The sequence below is a fragment of the Leclercia barmai genome (assembly GCF_049312895.1).
In the GTDB taxonomy this organism is placed as follows: domain Bacteria; phylum Pseudomonadota; class Gammaproteobacteria; order Enterobacterales; family Enterobacteriaceae; genus Enterobacter; species Enterobacter barmai.
Genome location: NZ_JBMNWZ010000001.1, coordinates 971617 through 989109, shown reverse-complemented (window position 1 = coordinate 989109; position 17493 = coordinate 971617). Strand labels below are relative to the sequence as shown.

The 17493-nt window shown below is 55.4% G+C and carries 18 protein-coding genes; 3 read left to right on the top strand and 15 right to left on the bottom strand.

All coding sequences use genetic code 11. From position 1 onward, the window contains the following. Positions 1–26: 26 nt before the first annotated feature. Positions 27–980: a L,D-transpeptidase LdtC gene (gene ldtC, locus ACOYA6_RS04585; RefSeq protein WP_039028948.1), complete on the top strand. Its 954-nt coding sequence runs from the start codon at positions 27–29 to the stop codon at positions 978–980. A 76-nt stretch (positions 981–1056) separates the two neighbouring features. Here ldtC and bhsA read toward each other — a convergent pair whose 3' ends face one another. Next, positions 1057–1314 carry a multiple stress resistance protein BhsA gene (gene bhsA / locus ACOYA6_RS04580; protein ID WP_139564771.1) on the bottom strand — a complete coding sequence of 86 codons (258 nt, stop codon included), beginning with the start codon at positions 1312–1314 and terminating at the stop codon, positions 1057–1059. Positions 1315–1554: 240 nt separating this feature from the next. On the opposite strand from bhsA, the gene ACOYA6_RS04575 reads away from it, so the two are divergent. Continuing rightward, complete coding sequence (locus ACOYA6_RS04575; protein WP_139564770.1) at positions 1555–2190, top strand: TetR/AcrR family transcriptional regulator; 636 nt, start codon at positions 1555–1557, stop codon at positions 2188–2190. Between the two features lie 479 nt (positions 2191–2669). Here ACOYA6_RS04575 and ACOYA6_RS04570 read toward each other — a convergent pair whose 3' ends face one another. The 8 genes from ACOYA6_RS04570 to hinT form a co-directional block, all read right to left on the bottom strand. Then, entirely contained in the window at positions 2670–3209 is a 540-nt protein-coding gene (locus ACOYA6_RS04570) for a glycine zipper 2TM domain-containing protein (RefSeq protein WP_039028945.1), read from the bottom strand. Between the two features lie 196 nt (positions 3210–3405). Continuing rightward, positions 3406–4710 (bottom strand): NAD(P)/FAD-dependent oxidoreductase, encoded by a 1305-nt coding sequence (locus ACOYA6_RS04565; protein WP_039028944.1) that lies wholly within the window; start codon positions 4708–4710, stop codon positions 3406–3408. A 233-nt stretch (positions 4711–4943) separates the two neighbouring features. After that, positions 4944–5486, bottom strand: a complete 543-nt coding sequence (gene ycfP, locus ACOYA6_RS04560; RefSeq protein ID WP_032617568.1) for an alpha/beta hydrolase YcfP — start codon at positions 5484–5486, stop codon at positions 4944–4946. Between the two features lie 34 nt (positions 5487–5520). Next, positions 5521–6546: a beta-N-acetylhexosaminidase gene (nagZ, locus tag ACOYA6_RS04555; RefSeq protein ID WP_139564769.1), complete on the bottom strand. Its 1026-nt coding sequence runs from the start codon at positions 6544–6546 to the stop codon at positions 5521–5523. Positions 6547–6557: 11 nt separating this feature from the next. Then, a complete protein-coding gene (gene thiK / locus ACOYA6_RS04550; protein ID WP_139565464.1) occupies positions 6558–7382 on the bottom strand; it encodes a thiamine kinase in 825 nt (274 codons plus the stop codon). After that, positions 7363–8013 (bottom strand): penicillin-binding protein activator LpoB, encoded by a 651-nt coding sequence (lpoB, locus tag ACOYA6_RS04545; RefSeq protein WP_255296447.1) that lies wholly within the window; start codon positions 8011–8013, stop codon positions 7363–7365. The genes thiK and lpoB overlap by 20 nt, the downstream gene beginning before the upstream one ends. A gap of 10 nt (positions 8014–8023) precedes the next feature. Further along, the gene (locus ACOYA6_RS04540; protein ID WP_138368682.1) at positions 8024–8398 is read right to left on the bottom strand and encodes a YcfL family putative periplasmic lipoprotein; all 375 of its coding nucleotides are present in this window, start codon (positions 8396–8398) and stop codon (positions 8024–8026) included. A 1-nt stretch (position 8399) separates the two neighbouring features. Next, a complete protein-coding gene (gene hinT / locus ACOYA6_RS04535) occupies positions 8400–8759 on the bottom strand; it encodes a purine nucleoside phosphoramidase (RefSeq protein ID WP_138368681.1) in 360 nt (119 codons plus the stop codon). 350 nt (positions 8760–9109) lie between these two features. On the opposite strand from hinT, the gene fhuE reads away from it, so the two are divergent. Further along, on the top strand, positions 9110–11299 hold the full coding sequence (fhuE, locus tag ACOYA6_RS04530; protein ID WP_039028938.1) for a ferric-rhodotorulic acid/ferric-coprogen receptor FhuE: 2190 nt from the start codon (positions 9110–9112) through the stop codon (positions 11297–11299). A gap of 171 nt (positions 11300–11470) precedes the next feature. Here fhuE and ptsG read toward each other — a convergent pair whose 3' ends face one another. The 6 genes from ptsG to pabC form a co-directional block, all read right to left on the bottom strand. Then, a complete protein-coding gene (gene ptsG / locus ACOYA6_RS04525; RefSeq protein WP_039028937.1) occupies positions 11471–12904 on the bottom strand; it encodes a PTS glucose transporter subunit IIBC in 1434 nt (477 codons plus the stop codon). Positions 12905–13201: 297 nt separating this feature from the next. Next, the gene (locus ACOYA6_RS04520; protein WP_422654119.1) at positions 13202–13996 is read right to left on the bottom strand and encodes a metal-dependent hydrolase; all 795 of its coding nucleotides are present in this window, start codon (positions 13994–13996) and stop codon (positions 13202–13204) included. A gap of 10 nt (positions 13997–14006) precedes the next feature. After that, positions 14007–15011, bottom strand: coding sequence for a DNA polymerase III subunit delta' (holB, locus tag ACOYA6_RS04515; protein ID WP_422654118.1), 1005 nt, complete (start codon positions 15009–15011; stop codon positions 14007–14009). Next, positions 15008–15649, bottom strand: coding sequence for a dTMP kinase (gene tmk, locus ACOYA6_RS04510; protein ID WP_139564765.1), 642 nt, complete (start codon positions 15647–15649; stop codon positions 15008–15010). The genes holB and tmk overlap by 4 nt, the downstream gene beginning before the upstream one ends. After that, positions 15639–16661, bottom strand: a complete 1023-nt coding sequence (gene yceG / locus ACOYA6_RS04505; protein WP_223074294.1) for a cell division protein YceG — start codon at positions 16659–16661, stop codon at positions 15639–15641. The genes tmk and yceG overlap by 11 nt, the downstream gene beginning before the upstream one ends. A 2-nt stretch (positions 16662–16663) precedes the next feature. Beyond that, positions 16664–17473 carry an aminodeoxychorismate lyase gene (gene pabC / locus ACOYA6_RS04500; RefSeq protein WP_422654117.1) on the bottom strand — a complete coding sequence of 270 codons (810 nt, stop codon included), beginning with the start codon at positions 17471–17473 and terminating at the stop codon, positions 16664–16666. Positions 17474–17493 lie beyond the last annotated feature (20 nt).

The following is a 17493-nucleotide window of genomic DNA, read 5'->3' as shown; positions in this document are numbered from 1 at the left end:
AATCTTTATTGCTATGGATTCTGGTGATGAAAAAAACGTCGCGTTTTACCCGTTGGATACCCTTGGTTGCGCTCCTCGCGACCCTGGCGCTTGCCCTGCCCGCCCGGGCCAATACCTGGCCCTTGCCCCCGGCGGGCAGTCGGCTGGTGGGCGAAAATCGTTTTCATGTGGTCGAGAACGATGGTGGCTCGCTGGAAGCCATTGCCAAAAAATATAACGTCGGTTTCCTGGCCCTGTTGCAGGCAAATCCGGGCGTTGACCCCTACGTTCCCCGCGCGGGCAGCGTGCTGACTATCCCGCTGCAAACCCTGCTCCCCGACGCGCCGCGGGAAGGAATTGTGATCAACCTGGCCGAGCTGCGGCTCTACTATTACCCGCCGGGTAAAAATGAGGTCACGGTTTACCCCATCGGCATTGGTCAGCTGGGGGGCGATACCCTGACGCCAACGATGGTGACTACGGTGTCGGACAAACGCGCCAATCCGACCTGGACCCCAACCGCCAACATCCGCGCCCGCTATAAAGCCCAGGGTATCGATCTGCCTGCGGTGGTGCCCGCTGGGCCGGAAAACCCGATGGGACATCACGCCATTCGCCTCGCGGCCTACGGTGGGGTGTATCTGCTGCATGGCACCAATGCCGATTTTGGCATCGGCATGCGCGTGAGTTCCGGCTGTATTCGCCTGCGGGACAATGACATCGAGACGCTGTTCCGTGTCATCCAGCCCGGCACTAAAGTGAATATCATGAATACGCCGATCAAGGTGTCGGAAGAGCCAGGCGGCGTGCGTCTGGTGGAGGTACACCAGCCGCTGTCGAAGCAGCTGAATGACGATCCGCAAACCCTGCCGATTATCCTCAATGCCGCCCAGCAGGGTTTTAAGGCCAGCGCTGACGAGGTGGTGATGGAGCGCGCCATGGAAGCGCGTTCGGGTATGCCGGTGGACGTGACGCCACATCCTGTAACCCAGTCGATGTAAACTGCACAAACAAAAAACGCTCTGCACAGGCAGAGCGTTTTTTTTCGCAGTGGCATTAATGAGGGTTAAGCCATGCTTATTTGTAGATCACCGCAGTACCGTGCAGGGTGTTCGGGCCGGTAACGGAAGTGATACGGTAAGATTTTGCACCCATTTCATCCGCTTTTTGCGCTAACTGGCTTTCCAGTGAATCCAGGTTAGTCCCACCCGTCGCGGCGATAGTGCCCACTTTTTGTTGATCGGCAGGGGTAGACTGCACCTGAACGGCTGCAAAGCTGGCAAATGAGAGTGAGCTAAGTACGGCGGCGGCGATCAGTGTTTTTACGTTTTTCATGATAAAGACCTTTTGCAAGTGAAGGGATGTCGCAAGCATTAACTTAACGATCGATAACAAAATGATAGATGTGATCTGCGTCACACGTCAATTAATTTTTATAACGATCATTAAAATAATTTTAAAAGCTTTTAAATTCATATTGATAGGATGAATAAATTTTTATCCATTCAGCGCTGGTCGCAGAAAGGGATTATTTTTATAATGGTCGTTCAACAAACCAACAGAGGTACAACGGCTATGACAACCGATGACACGCGTTGCGAAAAGAAAAGCCGTGGCCGACCAAAAGTGTTCGACAGGGAAGCGGCGCTGGATAAGGCCATGACGCTGTTCTGGCAGCATGGGTATGAAGCCACATCGCTGGCAGACCTGGTTGCCGCGACGGGGGCGAAAGCGCCTACGCTGTATGCAGAATTTACCAATAAAGAGGGGCTGTTCCGCGCGGTGCTGGATCGCTATATCAGCCGCTTCGCCGCACGCCATGAAGCGCAGCTGTTCTGCGAAGAGAAGCGCGTCGAACAGGCGCTGGAAGACTACTTCACCGCAGTGGCGACCTGCTTTACCAGCAAAGATACGCCTGCGGGCTGCTTTATGATTAATACCTCGGCGACGCTTGCGGCCTCTTCGGAAGAGATTGCGCACACGGTGAAATCACGCCATGCCATGCAGGAAGAGACGCTGTGCCGGTTTTTACAGCAGCGTCAGCAGCGCGATGAGATCCCGGCCCAGAGCGATCCCCATAAACTTGCCCAATATCTCAACTGCGTTTTACAGGGTATGTCCATCAGCGCCCGGGAAGGCGCCAGCCTGGAAAAATTGCTGACCATAACGCAAATTACCTTGCGTCTGTGGCCCGAACTTCTGAAAGCCTGATCGTCAGGGCGGCCTGCCGCCCTGATCCCCTCCTCTCAACTATACTTTCTCAAAGCCTGGCAAAAATTACTCCCCTAGCTCTGCTGTTTGCTATTCTTTATTGTGTGATTATTGATGTGCTAATGATTAGGCGCATGAGTTGTGGCGGAGAAGTTCTGGCTATACACATTCAGAAGGAGAATATAAATGATTTTGCTATTACCTTTATTCAAGGTGTTAATAGTAATTACATTGTTATTCGGTCTCTGGGTTTTATGTGGTGGGTCAGTTTTATTTGCTTTTCTTTCCGTACTGATAACGGGATTTTTGCTGCTACGCCAGTATCACGAATTCGACCTCTAACCACTCTTACCCTGCTGTATCCCTGAGAAAGACCTTAGTCATCGCGCAACCGGCGCAGGTGTTAAGGTCTTTTTTTTGCGCAAAAAAAGCTCCCCAGCCTGAGCGAATGGGGAGCTAAATGCAGAGAACAGATTTTTTTATGCTTTGTTATTCAGTACCAGCTGACCGTCGCCGTTAAGCGGGATCTGGGTGCCGGGATCTTTATCCATACGGATCTTGCCCTGCTGATCGCCAATTTTATAGGTCACATCATAGCCGAGCATTTTCTCTGATTTGTCATAGACCGTCTTACAACGCTGTTGGGTCGTGGTGTAGGTATCGCGCTCCTGCAGGGCACCCTGCGCCTGATTCCCGGCGTAACCACCACCTAAGGCACCCACTACCGTTGCGACATCTTTACCGCGGCCGCCACCAAACTGGTGACCAATCACCCCGCCTGCTACCGCGCCAAGAACGGAACCGGCGATACGGTTTTCATCCTGCACAGGGCGGCGATGCGTTACGGTCACGTTGCGGCACTCCTGGCGCGGTGTTTTTACCGTCTCTTTGATAGGTGTAGCCGAAACCACCTGCGCATATTGTGGGCCACGATCAAAAACATTAAGACTGGCAACGGCCGCCACACCTAATGCGGCAACCACGCCAATCCCTATACCTGCCACCATGGATTTATTCATGTGACGTTCTCCTTTTTATTGCTATTAGTAACAATTTTGCAACGAAAGGTGTACGCAGGCAAATCAGAGAAAGGATTAAAAATGCGGCGACAAGCGCAAAACTGGCTGGTTTAGGAGGACTCTTAGACCCTGAGAGGGCGTTTTGCAGAACGATATGCTAAAAAAGCCCCACCGCGGATGCGGAGGGGCTTAGAACTCAGTGCAGTTTCAGTCGCGGACGGATCACGCGGTTGATGCTGCCAACCACCATCATCAGCCCGGTTTTGAAGTAACCGTGCAGCGCAACCTGGTGCATACGGTACAGGGAGATGTAGACGAAGCGGGCAATGCGCCCCTCGACCATCATTGAACCGCGCATCAGGTTACCCATCAGGCTGCCCACGGTGGAGAAGTTCGAAAGCGAAACCAGGGAACCGTGATCTTTATAGACATAGCTCTTCAGGGTTTTGCCCTTCGCCTGGGCCAGGATGTTGTGCAGCGCCAGGCTTGCCATCTGGTGAGCAGCCTGAGCGCGCGGTGGTACGAATCCACCTTCCGGGCGGGCGCAGGAAGCGCAGTCGCCAATGGCGTAGATGTCCGGATCGCGGGTGGTTTGCAGCGTTGGCTCAACCACCAGCTGGTTGATGCGGTTGGTTTCAAGGCCGCCGATCTCTTTCATGAAATCAGGCGCTTTGATCCCTGCCGCCCAGACCATCAGATCGGCTTTGATGTGCTCGCCGTCTTTGGTGTTCAGGCCGTGCTCATCGGCACTGGTCACCATTGTCTGGGTCAGAACACGCACGCCCAGCTTGGTCAGTTCGCTATGTGCAGCGCCGGAGATACGCGGCGGCAGCGCAGGCAGAATACGTTCGCCCGCTTCCACCAGCGTCACGTTCAGCGCGTCGTTGGTTAAGCCTTTATAGCCGTAGCTGTGCAGCTGTTTCACCGCATTGTGCAACTCCGCAGAGAGCTCAACGCCCGTCGCGCCACCGCCGACAATAGCAATATTTACCTTGCCGCTTGCGCCGAGGTTATTGGAATATTTCAGGAACAGGTTCAGCATTTCCTGATGGAAACGACGCGCCTGATGCGGGTTGTCGAGGAAGATGCAGTTCTCTTTTACGCCCGGGGTGTTGAAGTCGTTGGAGGTGCTGCCCAGCGCCATCACCAGCGTGTCATACGCCAGCTTGCGCTCCGGCACCAGCAGCTCGCCCTTCTCGTCACGCAGCTCTGCCAGCGTAATAGTTTTGCTTTCACGGTTGATATCGACCACTGAACCCAGCTGGAACTGGAACCCGTGGTTGCGCGCATGCGCCAGATAGCTCAGCGCGTCCACGCCCTCATCCAGAGAACCGGTGGCGACTTCGTGCAGCAGCGGTTTCCACAGGTGGCTGTGGTTGCGATCGACGAGCGTAACTTTGGCTTTTTTACCGCGGCCGAGCTTCTTACCCAGCTGCGTAGCCAGCTCCAGCCCGCCTGCGCCGCCGCCCACAATCACTATCTTTTTCAATGGTGTAGTCAACGTGACCCCCTAAATTATTAACCAATTGTTAACTAAAAGTTATTAAAATAACCTTTAATTAACAACAGGTTACAGCACTGAAACCATTCAAGCGTCATGAGAATAACATGTTCGGTGCATTGGTCATACCAAAATTGATGTGCATCAAGTTTTGCCGCTTAAAATTCACCCAAGCTTAGCAAAAAGAAAGCCCGGCTCACGAAAGTGGCCGGGCTTAGTTGGAAAAATGAGCCTTATCCTAAGGTCTTGAACGCTTTGATACGCTGCAGATGGGGGGCAATATTCTTGAACTTGTGCGTCTGCTCTTCATCCCAGACAATTTCGTAATAGTGGTGCAACAGCTCCGCGGCGCGCGGGCTGTTCAGCGCCTCATCGTTGCGGGAGAGGATCACCAGACAGCGATCGCGGTTTTTCTCACGAAAATTGCTCACGCACTTGGTGGCGATATCAACATACTCTTCCGGCCTGTCGATTTTGCCTTCCATGTTCTCGTTCGGGAACAGGTTAGGATTGAACACCACCTGGCGAATATCACACAGGAACCCAATGCGCTCAGCCCAGTACCCTCCCAGGCCGACGCCACAAATCAACGGACGGTCGTCAACGTTCAGCTGCAGCATTTTGTCCACTTCTTTCAGCAGATGCTGCATATCATGCTTCGGATGGCGCGTGCTGTAGCTAATCAGACGCACATCCGGATCGATAAACTGCAGCTGCAGTACTTTCTCGTGATTACCGGGACTGTTCGAATCAAAACCGTGCAAATAGATGATCATCGTATCCTCGCCACACTACGCTTGTCAGGAGGGATTACTGCCCCGCTTTATGCGCTTCCCAGCGCTCATGAAGCGCCTGTAACTGCGCGTTCACGGTTTTCCAGCGTGCGGAATCCCGCAGCTCCTGACGGCTAAAAGAACCTTTATGATACAATTGTGTAACACGTTCAGCCTTGATCGGCGACAGGTTATCCAACACGCTCACTGCGCCTTTACGATTATTGCAGACCAGGATCATATCGCAACCCGCGTCCAGCGATGCCTGACCCCGTTCAGCGTAGCTGCCCATGATCGCCGCCCCTTCCATCGACAGATCGTCGGAAAAAATCACCCCGTTGAAACCCAGCTCCTGACGCAGAACGGTTTTGAGCCAGTGCGGCGAGCCGCTGGCCGGACGGGGATCGACATCGGGGTAGATCACATGCGCAGGCATGATGGCGTCGAGCTTGTTGTCGCTGATAAGCGATTTGAAAATCGACATATCCCGGGCGCGGATCTCCGCCTGTGGCCGTGGATCGCGCGGAGTCTCTTTATGGGAATCCGCCGTGACGGCACCATGTCCCGGGAAGTGTTTACCCGTGGTTTTCATCCCCGCTTCATGCATTCCGTCGATAAAGCGGGTCGCCACCTGCAGCGCCTTCTGCGGTTCATCATGGTAAGAACGCTCGCCGATGGCAGCGCTGATATGGCCCACGTCCAGTACCGGGGCGAAGCTGATATCAATATCCATGGCGATCATCTCGCTGGCCATCAGCCAGCCCGCCTCCTGCGCCAGCTTGCCGCCCTCTTCCAGGCCGAGCAGCGCCACAAAGGACTGGGCAGCCGGCAGACGGGTAAAGCCGTCGCGGAAACGCTGCACGCGGCCCCCCTCCTGATCCACCGCCACCACCAGCCGGTGATGGGAAGCGTCGCGGATCTGGCGAACCAGCTCGCGCAGCTGCGCCGGATCGTGATAATTACGGGTAAACAGGATCAGGCCACCCACCAGCGGGTGCGCCAGGATCTCGCGCTCCTCCGCATCCAGCTCATAACCTTCCACATCCAACATGACCGGACCCACACGAACCTCTCTTATTCTCTCGTTGCTAACTGGCGCCAGACTTCATCGGCCAGGGTTATAAATTGTTTGTTTTGTGATTGCTGCCAGCGCAGCTCAAACCAGCCCGCCATCAGCATCAGCACCCAGGGGCGCCAGCGCTTCACCTGTCGTTGCAGCTGCGTCAGGTCAAGCTGTGCGGCCTCTGCATAGGCGGCGAGCAATGCCTGACGCCCGGCGTCACCATCGGTCCAGACGCTGGCAAGCTCCAGCGCCACGTCACCATCACCGGCGTACTCCCAGTCCAGCAGCCGACTGCCGAGGTCGGTATGCACGATATTACCCGCATGAACGTCCATATGCAGCGGCGCCAGGCGCAGCGGGCGCGGCTCTCCTCGTTTTAGCAGGCGCTTGTGCCATCTCAGCCATAGCGGCGTGCGTCGGGAGGGCGAGGCCTGTAGCCAGTACTGTTCCAGCAGCGGCGTCAGGGTGATGCTCCAGCCGAACGTCGGCTGTTGATGGAGATGATACAGCATTGCGGCCAGCGCAGGTGCGGCGGGCAACGTGGTTTTGATATCGCCCGCCAGATAATCCACCGCCATCCAGCCAGGACTGTAAAAACGCGGTTGAGGAGCAATGTCGGCGGGAAGATGGCGCAGGGCATGGTACTGACGGCGAAAATGGGCAGGCGTTGCCAGCCCGGCATGGCACTGGCGCAGCACCAGACGGTGCCCTGCATGTTCGATAATGCAGCTCGCGCCGCTCAACCCGGCGTGGGCTGGCGGCGCGATGATGCGATACTGCGGGAAAAAGCGCGACAGCAGCGTGTCGCGCGTCAGGTTACTGTTGCTGAACTGCACCTTTACCCGACCAGATAATTTCACCTGTCTGAACCAGCATCAGCTGCATTTGCAGCGCCGGGGAGTTAACGTTACCGGTCGCGCTGGAATAGAGCACGTACTGGGCGCCCACGTTACGGGCAATACCGATAGCTTTGCTGCGCGAGCCCAGGCTGTCCTGCGCAGAGAGGCCCAGTTGCTGTTTGGCCACCGCAAGCTGCTGCGCGGATACCAGCGTGAACTTCCCGTTATTCGCCAGCGCATTACGCAGCGTTTCGGTGGCTTCACCCGCATTCAGGCTGCCGTTAGTGCGGTTGTTGACGCTGTCCACCAGCAGCACGCTGCCCGCTGTCACGCCCTGCGCCTGTAGCATCTTGCCGACCATCGGTTGCATTGCCCCGTTCCAGTCGTAGTGACGTTCACGCGGTGTGGGCTGAGCAGGCTGCTCCTGATGCTCGATCGGGCCTGGCTGCTCCGGTACTGACGGCACGGTCGGTACGGTTGGGACTGGCTGGGTTGGCTCAACCGGCTGCTCAACGCCCGGTTTAACTTCTTCCACCGGTGCCGGTGGTTGCTCAGTGCGGCTAATACAGCCCGACAGGAACAGTGCAAAAGCCGTGACAAGCGCGTAACGACTGAAGTTATTAATCAAAATTCACCCCTCAGAGATATAAATAAAGTCTGACCTTATGCGCACCCAGGTAGTTTGCGCTGCCGTAAAGCTTAACCGACGATTTTGCCGGAATAATTACGCTGCGCGGCGCTTCCAGTGGATGCATTTCCAGGCCACGGTTGTCATACCAGAAAAAGCGGTAGTGAACGGTAACCGGCTCATCTCTTTCATTAAACAGCACAGAGGAGGCGGACGGTTGAATTTCGCTAGTGGTAAGCGAAGGCTGATCCGCGGTGATCCCTGCAGCCAGCACCGATGACTCCATTACCAGCGTCTGATCGTCATTGACGGGTATCGAGGGTTGCGAGCTGCATCCCGCTAACACCGTCGCCATGACCAGAGCCGCCATCCATCCTCTTTGCATCTTAGAGACCTTTATGCGCCAGCATCGGGCCCAGCGGACGTCCGCCCAGCAGATGCATATGAATGTGATAAACTTCCTGCCCACCGTGGCGGTTGCAGTTCATGATCAAACGGTAACCCTCCTCGGCAATCCCTTCCTGCTCAGCGATTTTCGCTGCTACTGTCAGCATACGGCCTAATGCCAGTTCATGCTCAGTTTTCACGTCATTTACCGTAGGAATCAGAATATTGGGGATAATAAGAATGTGGGTAGGCGCCTGCGGGGAAATGTCGCGAAAAGCAGTAACCAGTTCATCCTGATAGATGATATCTGCCGGGATCTCGCGGCGGATAATTTTACTGAAAATGGTTTCTTCAGCCATGAGGTTTTCCTTATTCATTTAATCTGGCGACGTGACCGGAGACAACCCGCCCGGTACAGGCGCATTATTTTGTGACACGACTCAAGAGTATGAGCGACTTTCTCCAGTCCTTTCAACCTTATCCCACGATTTCTTTGCTGGTTCGTCCCGATCTGCTCGCTGAATGACCATCTCTTCCCTGCTCCGTCTGAAACATTATTTCACTTACCACCGCAACATCTGTTTACAGTGATAAACCGAATGCGTATATTTCGCATTTGCATTTTCATGCGCAATTAATACCTAGAAAACTATTTCAGCTCGCTTAAGAGACTGATGCACACCATTCACCGTTCATTAAGGGTTTGATGATGTCTTTCACCATTCAATCCAGGGAAGGGCAATCTCAGTCTGTCGCAACACCTTCGTTGCTGGCAGCCTGCATTGCTATGGCATTGATGCCTACCGCCAGTTTTGCTGCTCCTTCAGAGGAAACCGTCATTGTCGATGGTACCTCACAGTCCGATGCATCTGGCGATGACAGCCAGGACTACAGCGTAAAAACCACAACCGTCGGCACCAAAATGCAGATGGTCCAGCGTGACATTCCGCAGTCGGTCACTATCGTCAGCGAGCAGCGCATGGAAGACCAGCAGTTGCAGACGCTGGGCGACGTGATGGACAACACGATGGGGATCAGCAAAAGCACCACCGATTCCGATCGCAGCAACTTCTACTCCCGTGGGTTTGAAATCGACAACTACATGGTCGATGGCATCCCAACCTACTTCGAATCGCGCTGGAATCTGGGTGATTCTCAGTCTGACACTGCCCTGTTTGAGCGGGTTGAAGTGGTGCGCGGCGCCAACGGTCTGATGACCGGAACAGGCAACCCCTCTGCGGCGATCAATATGGTGCGTAAGCATGCCACCAGCCGCGAATTTAAGGCCAATCTGTCTGCGGAATACGGTAGCTGGAACAAACAGCGCTACGTGATGGACATGCAAAGCCCGCTGACGGATGACGGCAATCTGCGCGGCCGCATCGTGGCGGGTTATCAGGACAGCGACTCCTGGCTCGACAACTACAACCAGAAGCGGACCTTCTTCTCCGGAATTCTTGACGCCGACCTGGGCACCAGCACCGCGCTGTCGGCGGGCTACGAATATCAGCGTATCGACATCAACAACCAGACGTGGGGTGGTTTACCGCGCTGGAACACCGATGGCAGCGTCAGACACTACGATCGCGCACACAGCACGTCGCCAGACTGGGCCTACAACGACAAAGAGTTCAATAAGGTCTTCTTTACGCTGAAGCAGCGTTTTGCCGACGACTGGCAGGCCACGTTAAATGCGACCCATACCGAAGCGAAATTCGACAGTAAAGCGATGTACCTTGATGCCTATGTCAACAAGAGCACCGGAATGCTGGAAGGTCCTTACGTGAACTACGGTCCGGATTACGGCTACATTGGCGGTACCGGCTGGAACAGCGGCAAGCGTAAAGTGGATGCAGTGGATCTCTTTGCTGACGGTGGTTACGAGCTGTTAGGTCGTCAGCACACCGTGATGATCGGCGGCAGCTTCAGCCGTCAGACTAACCGTTACACCAACTCCTGGGCCAACGTCTTCCCGGATGAGTTCGGCAGTTTCTACGACTATGACGGTAACTTCCCGGAAACCAACTGGGGATCGCAGTCCCTCGCCCAGGACGATACCACCAACATGAAATCGCTGTATGCGGCAACCCGTATCTCGCTGGCCGATCCGCTGCACCTGATCCTCGGCGCGCGCTATACCAACTGGAGCATTGACACCCTGACCTACGGCATGGAGAAGAACCACACCACGCCTTACGCGGGTCTGGTCTACGACATCAACGACAACTGGTCTGCCTACGCCAGCTATACCTCTATCTTCCAGCCGCAGAACTACCGCGACAGCTCGGGCAAATATCTCGACCCGATCACCGGTAATAACTACGAAGCGGGTCTGAAATCCGACTGGATGAACAGCCGTCTGACGACCACCCTCTCCGTCTTCCGCATTGAGCAGGATAATCTGGGACAAAGCACCGGCCGGACCATTCAGGGCTCGACGGATACGGCTTACGAGAGCGTAGACGGTACCGTGAGTAAAGGCGTTGAGTTTGAAATCAACGGCGCGCTGACGGATAACTGGCAGATGACCTTCGGTGCGACGCGTTACGTTGCAGAAGATAACCAGGGCAAGGCGGTTAACCCGCAGCTGCCGCGTACCACGGTGAAACTGTTTACCAGCTATCGTCTGCCGGTCATGCCTGAGCTGACCGTAGGTGGCGGCGTTAACTGGCAAAACAGCGTGTATACCTATCAGGACACGCCGTACGGCACATGGCGAGCGTCACAGGGCAGCTACGCGCTGGTTGACCTCTTCACCCGTTATCAGGTCACGAAGAACTTCTCTCTGCAGGGTAATGTGAATAACCTGTTTGATAAGACTTACGACACGAATATTGAAGGCGCGATTGTCTATGGCGAACCGCGTAACGTCAGCGTGACCGCAAGCTATCAGTTCTGATACAGCATCCGTTACCAAAGGGAGCCAGAAGGCTCCCTTTTTTGTACGCGCGGTTTGCCTGTGGCCCAGGATATGTAGGCCCGTGCAAGCGCAGCGCCGCCGGTCATTTCCCAAATCTCAGGCAATAAAAAAGGCAGCCATTTGGCTGCCTTAGTCTCCCCAGGTCACAACTTAGTTGCCGCGGATGTACTCATCCATTTCGGTTTTCAGGTTATCGGATTTAGTACCGAAGATAGCCTGTACACCGGAACCTGCAACAACTACGCCAGCTGCGCCCAGTTTTTTCAGACCTGGCTGGTCAACTTTCGCGACATCGGCGACGCTAACACGCAGACGAGTGATACATGCGTCCAGGTTAGTGATGTTCTCTTTACCGCCGAAGGCTGCAACCAGTGCTGGAGCCATTTCGCTGGTCGCACCCGCTTTGCTGTCTTCTGTTGCATCTTCACGACCTGGTGTTTTCAGGTCCAGTGCTTTGATCAGCACGCGGAAGATGGTGTAGTACAGCACTGCGTAGCCCGCACCAACGATTGGGAACAGCCACAGTTTGCTGCTGTTACCGGACAGTACGATGAAGTCGATCAGACCGTGTGAGAAGGACGTACCGTCACGCATACCCAGCAGGATACAGATTGGGAACGCCAGGCCAGCCAGAATCGCGTGGATAATGTACAGGATCGGCGCAACGAACATGAAGGAGAACTCGATCGGCTCGGTGATACCGGTCAGGAACGAGGTCAGCGCTGCGGAGATCATGATACCGCCCACTTTTGCACGGTTCTCTGGTTTAGCAGAGTGCCAGATTGCAATCGCAGCAGCCGGCAGGCCGTACATTTTGAACAGGAAGCCGCCAGACAGTTTGCCTGCAGTTGGGTCACCTGCCATGTAGCGTGGGATATCGCCGTGGAATACCTGGCCCGCTGCGTTGGTGAATTCGCCGATCTGCATCTGGAAAGGAACGTTCCAGATATGGTGCAGACCAAACGGCACCAGGCAACGCTCGATGAAGCCATAGATACCGAATGCCAGTACCGGATTCTGGTAAGCAGCCCACTGAGAGAAGGTCTGGATAGCGGAACCAATCGGTGGCCAGATGAAGGAGAGGATCACACCTGTGAAGATCGCCGCCAGACCAGAGATGATTGGAACAAAACGCTTACCAGCAAAGAAGCCCAGATACTCAGGGAGCTTGATGCGATAGAAGCGGTTAAACATATACGCCGCAATAGCACCCGAGATGATACCGCCCAGAACACCGGTGTCAGCCAGGTGTTTTGCTGCGATCTCTTCCGGTGGCAAGTGCAGCACCAGAGGTGCAACCACAGCCATGGTTTTAACCATGATGCCGTAGGCAACAACAGAGGCCAGCGCAGATACGCCGTCGTTATTAGTGAAGCCAAGCGCAACGCCGATAGCGAAGATCAGTGGCATGTTACCGAAAACAGAACCGCCTGCTTCGGCCATCACGTGGGAAACTACGGCTGGCAGCCAGCTGAAGTTTGCAGAACCGACGCCCAGCAGGATACCTGCGATAGGCAGTACGGATACCGGCAGCATCAGCGATTTACCGACCTTCTGCAGGTTAGCAAATGCATTCTTAAACATAATTGAGAGTGCTCCTGAGTATTTGTGCTTTTTTTACGTTTTCACGCATTGGCCCGGGGGGAGAACCGTGCCGTGGACAGGACATCTAAGCGCCCTTTATTTATTACGCAGAGTAAAATAAATCTGCGGATCTTTGTTTGACGGCTATCACGTTTCAGCGCTCGGCAGCTGAAAAACTTTCAGATTTTTACAAAATAGATTGCCAGATGTTACCAGAAACGCATTCACCGCCCCCATTTGGGCGGTGAACTTTACTCGCTTTAGCTATTAATTACGAGCCCAAAAAAAACTGACTAATCAGGCAGATTGCAGGCGGGAGGAATCGATGTGAAACAGACTGGCGAAGTTGTGGGTGGTAATGCGTGCCAGTTCTTCAACGTCGACGCCTTTCAAAACGGCCATGTACTCGGCCACATCCCGTACCATCGCGGGTTGGTTCTCTTTACCGCGATGCGGCACCGGTGCCAGATAAGGGGAATCTGTTTCCACCAGCAGGCGATCGAGCGGCACGTACCGCGCAGCGTCACGAAGCTGCTCGGCGTTACGGAACGTTACGATCCCGGAAAACGAGATATAAAAACCCAGATCCAGCAGCTTGCCCGCTGTTTCTCTGTCTTCTGTGAAACAGTGTAGTACGCCACCACAATCCGTCACCTTTTCTTCTTTCAGGATCGCCAGCGTATCGGCCCGGGCATCGCGGGTATGGACAATCACCGGCTTGTTCAGCTCCCGGCCAACACGGATATGGTCGCGGAATGACGTCTGCTGGCGGTCTTTCGTTTCCGGGGTGTAAAAATAATCCAGCCCGGTTTCGCCCATCGCCACCACACCCTCTTCCGCCGCCAGACGGCGTAAATCCTCGACGTCATAGGCTTCATCCTGGTTCAGGGGATGCACGCCGCAGGAGAAAACCACGTTGTCGCGCACGCCCACCAGTTCGCGCATGGTGCGGTAGCCGGGTAAAGTCGTGGCGACCGCCAGACAAAATTTCACATCGCGGGTGGCCGCTTTTTCCAGCACGTCATCGACGTTTTTATGCAGGGATTGATAATCCAGGCCATCGAGATGGCAGTGTGAGTCGACTAAAAACATAATGTCTCTCTCAGAGATGGGATACAGGCAGCGTCGTGCCCGGTTGCAGGTAATGCTCGATAGTGAGTAACAGGTCGGTCAGCACAAGCTCCCGGTTCAGCCCCGTTACGCTGAGTAATTGTTCGCGACACTGGCATACGTCATGAAGAATAGCCCGCAGTGCCACGCCTGGCAGGCTATGGGCGAGATTATTCACAAGTTGCCAGACGTCAGCATTGCTGAGCAGGGTCGCGCCCTGCTGAATTTTAAGCGCATCCAGCAACAACGCTGCCAGCCAGTGCAGGCGATCTGCCGCCTGCTCATGATTAAGTACCGGCAGCAGGCTCATCCAGTCGCCGCTGTCGGACACCGCCCCGAGCGCCAGGCAAAGCTGTTCGCGTTGGGTCCAGACTTTAGGCTGCAACAAGGCCAGCGCCGCGGCGGGCGCCCCACCGCACAGGCGCAGCGCACTCAGCGCCGCTTCTTGTGACGTTGTCACTTCTCTTGCGAGCCAGCTGATAGCCCACGCCTCTTGCGGAACGCTGAGATGATGCAAACGACAGCGGCTGCGCAGAGTCGGCAGCAATCGCCCCGGTTCACGGCAGGCCATCAGAAACCAGGTATTTTCCGGCGGCTCTTCCAGGGTTTTTAACAGCGCGTTGGCGGCGGCTTCGGTCAGCTGGGCGGCATCTTTCAGCCAGACAACCTTCGCCCCGCCGAGGCGCGCGCGTTCGTACAGCTTCTCACTGACCCCGCGCACCGCATCAATGCCAAGGGTCGTTTTGCCCTTTTCGGGCTCCAGGGCGTAATAGTCCGGGTGGGTTTGCGCCTGCATCAGCTGACAGCTACGGCACTGGCCGCAGCTCTTATGCCCCTGCGGCTGCTGGCACATCAGGAAACGGCTGATGGCGTAGATAAGCGCATCATCCCCCATCCCCGGCAGCGACTGGATCAGTAACGCATGATGCCCCCGACCGGACTGATAGCCGTTCACCAGCTGTTCAAAGTGCGGGCGCAACCATGGATACCATTTCATGCCTGTTGTTCCTTCAGCCAGTCAGTAACGGTGGCACGAATGTCCCCCATTACCGCTTCCAGAGGCTGCGTCGCGTCGATGGTGCGGATTGAACTGTCCTGTGCCGCCAGCTCCAGGTAACGGGCGCGGGTACGGTTGAAGAAGTCCAGCGACTCCTGTTCAATACGATCCAGTTCCCCACGGGCGCGGGCCCGCTTCAGGCCCACTTCCGGCGTCACGTCTAAATAGAGCGTCAGGTTCGGGCGGAAATCACCCAGCACCGCGTCGCGCAGCGTGGCGAGCATATTCTGGTCAATGCCGCGACCTCCACCCTGGTAAGCCTGGGTGGAGAGATCGTGGCGGTCGCCGATGACCCAGCAACCGCGCGCCAGCGCAGGTTTAATCACGGTTTCAACCAGCTGAACACGGGCAGCGTAAAACATCATGACTTCGGCTTTGTCGGTAATCACTTCGTCGCCAACCGATTTGATGTCCAGCACCAGGCTACGCAGTTTTTCCGCCAGCTGTGTGCCGCCCGGTTCGCGGGTGAAGATCATCTCTTCGATGCCACACTGTTTCAGCGTCTCAACCACCGCGTTGCGTGCGGTGGTTTTCCCGGCGCCTTCCAGCCCCTCAATGACGATGTAGTTACTGCGCATTTTTTTCCTTAAGTGCCTTCAGATAGTCCTGAACCGAACGATTATGACCGGCAAGATTGGTGTTAAAAGTATGTCCACCCTTTCCGTCAGCGACGAAATAGAGATACGGCGTTTTTGCCGGATGCGCGGCGGCATTCAGCGATGCCTGGCCCGGTGTGGCAATCGGTCCCGGGGGTAATCCGCTAATGACGTAGGTATTATAATCGGTTGGGGTTTCGAGGTCTTTACGTGAGATCTTGCCCTTGTAGTTCTCACCCATCCCGTAAATCACCGTTGGGTCGGTCTGCAAGCGCATGCCGATACGCAGGCGGTTAATAAACACCGACGCCACCTGATCGCGCTCGCTGGCCACCGCCGTCTCTTTCTCGACGATAGACGCCATGGTCACGAACTGGTTTTGATCTTTATACGGCAGGTTTTCCATCCGCCCTTCCCAGGCTTTCTCCACCGCCTCGACCATCTTTTTATGCGCACGCTGCAGCAGCGCCACATCGGTGGTGCCCGCCGTGTACATCCAGGTATCCGGCCAGAACCAGCCTTCGACCCATTCAGGATGCTCAAACTTCAGGGCTTCAGCGACGGCGGCATAGCTGTCGTCCGACAACGTGTGCTTGATGTATGGCGCATCGCGTAACTGTTTCAGGTAATCGCTCAGGCGCATCCCTTCAACCAAACGCAGCGGGAACTGGGCCTCTTTACCGCTTTCGAGCAGCTCCAGCATCTCCTTAACGGTCATGCCTGGCGTAAAACGGTAAGTACCGGCTTTGAAATGCGACAGCTCCGGCTGCACGCGTAATAACCACTGGAACACCCGCGGGCGATTAATGACCTTTTCGCCATACAGCTGCTCGCCCAGCGCCAGTCGTCCGGTGCCTGGCTTCAGGGTAAATATCGTCTCATCCGCGATGAGGATTTTGCTGTCCGCCAGCTGGCGAACCTTCCATATCCCCACGCCAGCGGCAATGCCCAGCACGACAACGACGAGGAGAATAAAGCGCAACATTTTCTTCATGACTATCTGGTTTGCTCACACAGAGGGGCTAAAAACAGGTGCAACTCACGCGATGAAAAATGGTGAGGACCATACTGGCGCACCGGCACCACAGGCATCAACGCATTGCACACGACGATTTCGTCGGCATCCTTCAGCGCAGCCTCGCGGGCCTGCACTTCGACAACGCGAAAGGCGGAGTGTGCCAGCTGTCGCAGACAAAACTGGCGCATCAGGCCATTGACGCCCGCCTGATCCAGACGGGGGGTAAACACGTCCTTACCCTGCCGCCAGAATAAATTCGCCGCACAGCATTCCGTAATGAACCCTTCGCTGTCAAGGACCAGCGCCTCGTCGGCGTCCGTCTGTTCAAGATGGGAGCGGATCAACACCTGTTCAAGCCGGTTAAGGTGTTTTATCCCCGCCAGATGCGGATTACGGCCAAGACGCACCGGACTCAATACCAGGGCGATCCCCTCGGTCCGCCAGCGATCGTAATGGGCCGGATACGCCGACACGGAAAGAATGCGAACCGGCTGCAGACAGCCAGCTGCGCTGTATCCCCTGCCGCCGCTTCCCCGGCTGATAATCACCTTCAGTACGCCACGATCGATGCCCAGCGCCTGCTCTGCCATTTCCTTTTCTAACTCTGCCCACTGGGCAAAGGGAATAAACAATCTTTCACAGGCCGTCTGCAAACGTTGCACATGCGCGTTAAGCAAACAGACTTTGCCTTCGACAATGCGCGCCGTAGTAAAGCATCCGTCACCAAACTGGATAGCCCGGTCATTTGCCGGAAGCAGTGCCTGCTTTATGCCATTTATCAAGAACATGGTGGCTCCTTTAAGATGGT

Excerpts from the sequence above, each read along its gene's own strand:
- ACOYA6_RS04520 (WP_422654119.1), bottom strand. The coding sequence starts at position 13,996 with ATGTTTTTAGTCGACTCACACTGCCATCTCGATGGCCTGGATTATCAA.
- hinT (WP_138368681.1), bottom strand. The coding sequence starts at position 8,759 with ATGGCTGAAGAAACCATTTTCAGTAAAATTATCCGCCGCGAGATCCCG.
- tmk (WP_139564765.1), bottom strand. The coding sequence starts at position 15,649 with ATGCGCAGTAACTACATCGTCATTGAGGGGCTGGAAGGCGCCGGGAAA.
- ptsG (WP_039028937.1), bottom strand. The coding sequence starts at position 12,904 with ATGTTTAAGAATGCATTTGCTAACCTGCAGAAGGTCGGTAAATCGCTG.
- holB (WP_422654118.1), bottom strand. The coding sequence starts at position 15,011 with ATGAAATGGTATCCATGGTTGCGCCCGCACTTTGAACAGCTGGTGAAC.
- bhsA (WP_139564771.1), bottom strand. The coding sequence starts at position 1,314 with ATGAAAAACGTAAAAACACTGATCGCCGCCGCCGTACTTAGCTCACTC.
- yceG (WP_223074294.1), bottom strand. The coding sequence starts at position 16,661 with ATGAAGAAAATGTTGCGCTTTATTCTCCTCGTCGTTGTCGTGCTGGGC.
- ACOYA6_RS04570 (WP_039028945.1), bottom strand. The coding sequence starts at position 3,209 with ATGAATAAATCCATGGTGGCAGGTATAGGGATTGGCGTGGTTGCCGCA.
- ycfP (WP_032617568.1), bottom strand. The coding sequence starts at position 5,486 with ATGATCATCTATTTGCACGGTTTTGATTCGAACAGTCCCGGTAATCAC.
- ACOYA6_RS04540 (WP_138368682.1), bottom strand. The coding sequence starts at position 8,398 with ATGCAAAGAGGATGGATGGCGGCTCTGGTCATGGCGACGGTGTTAGCG.
- fhuE (WP_039028938.1), top strand. The coding sequence starts at position 9,110 with ATGTCTTTCACCATTCAATCCAGGGAAGGGCAATCTCAGTCTGTCGCA.
- pabC (WP_422654117.1), bottom strand. The coding sequence starts at position 17,473 with ATGTTCTTGATAAATGGCATAAAGCAGGCACTGCTTCCGGCAAATGAC.
- ldtC (WP_039028948.1), top strand. The coding sequence starts at position 27 with ATGAAAAAAACGTCGCGTTTTACCCGTTGGATACCCTTGGTTGCGCTC.
- ACOYA6_RS04575 (WP_139564770.1), top strand. The coding sequence starts at position 1,555 with ATGACAACCGATGACACGCGTTGCGAAAAGAAAAGCCGTGGCCGACCA.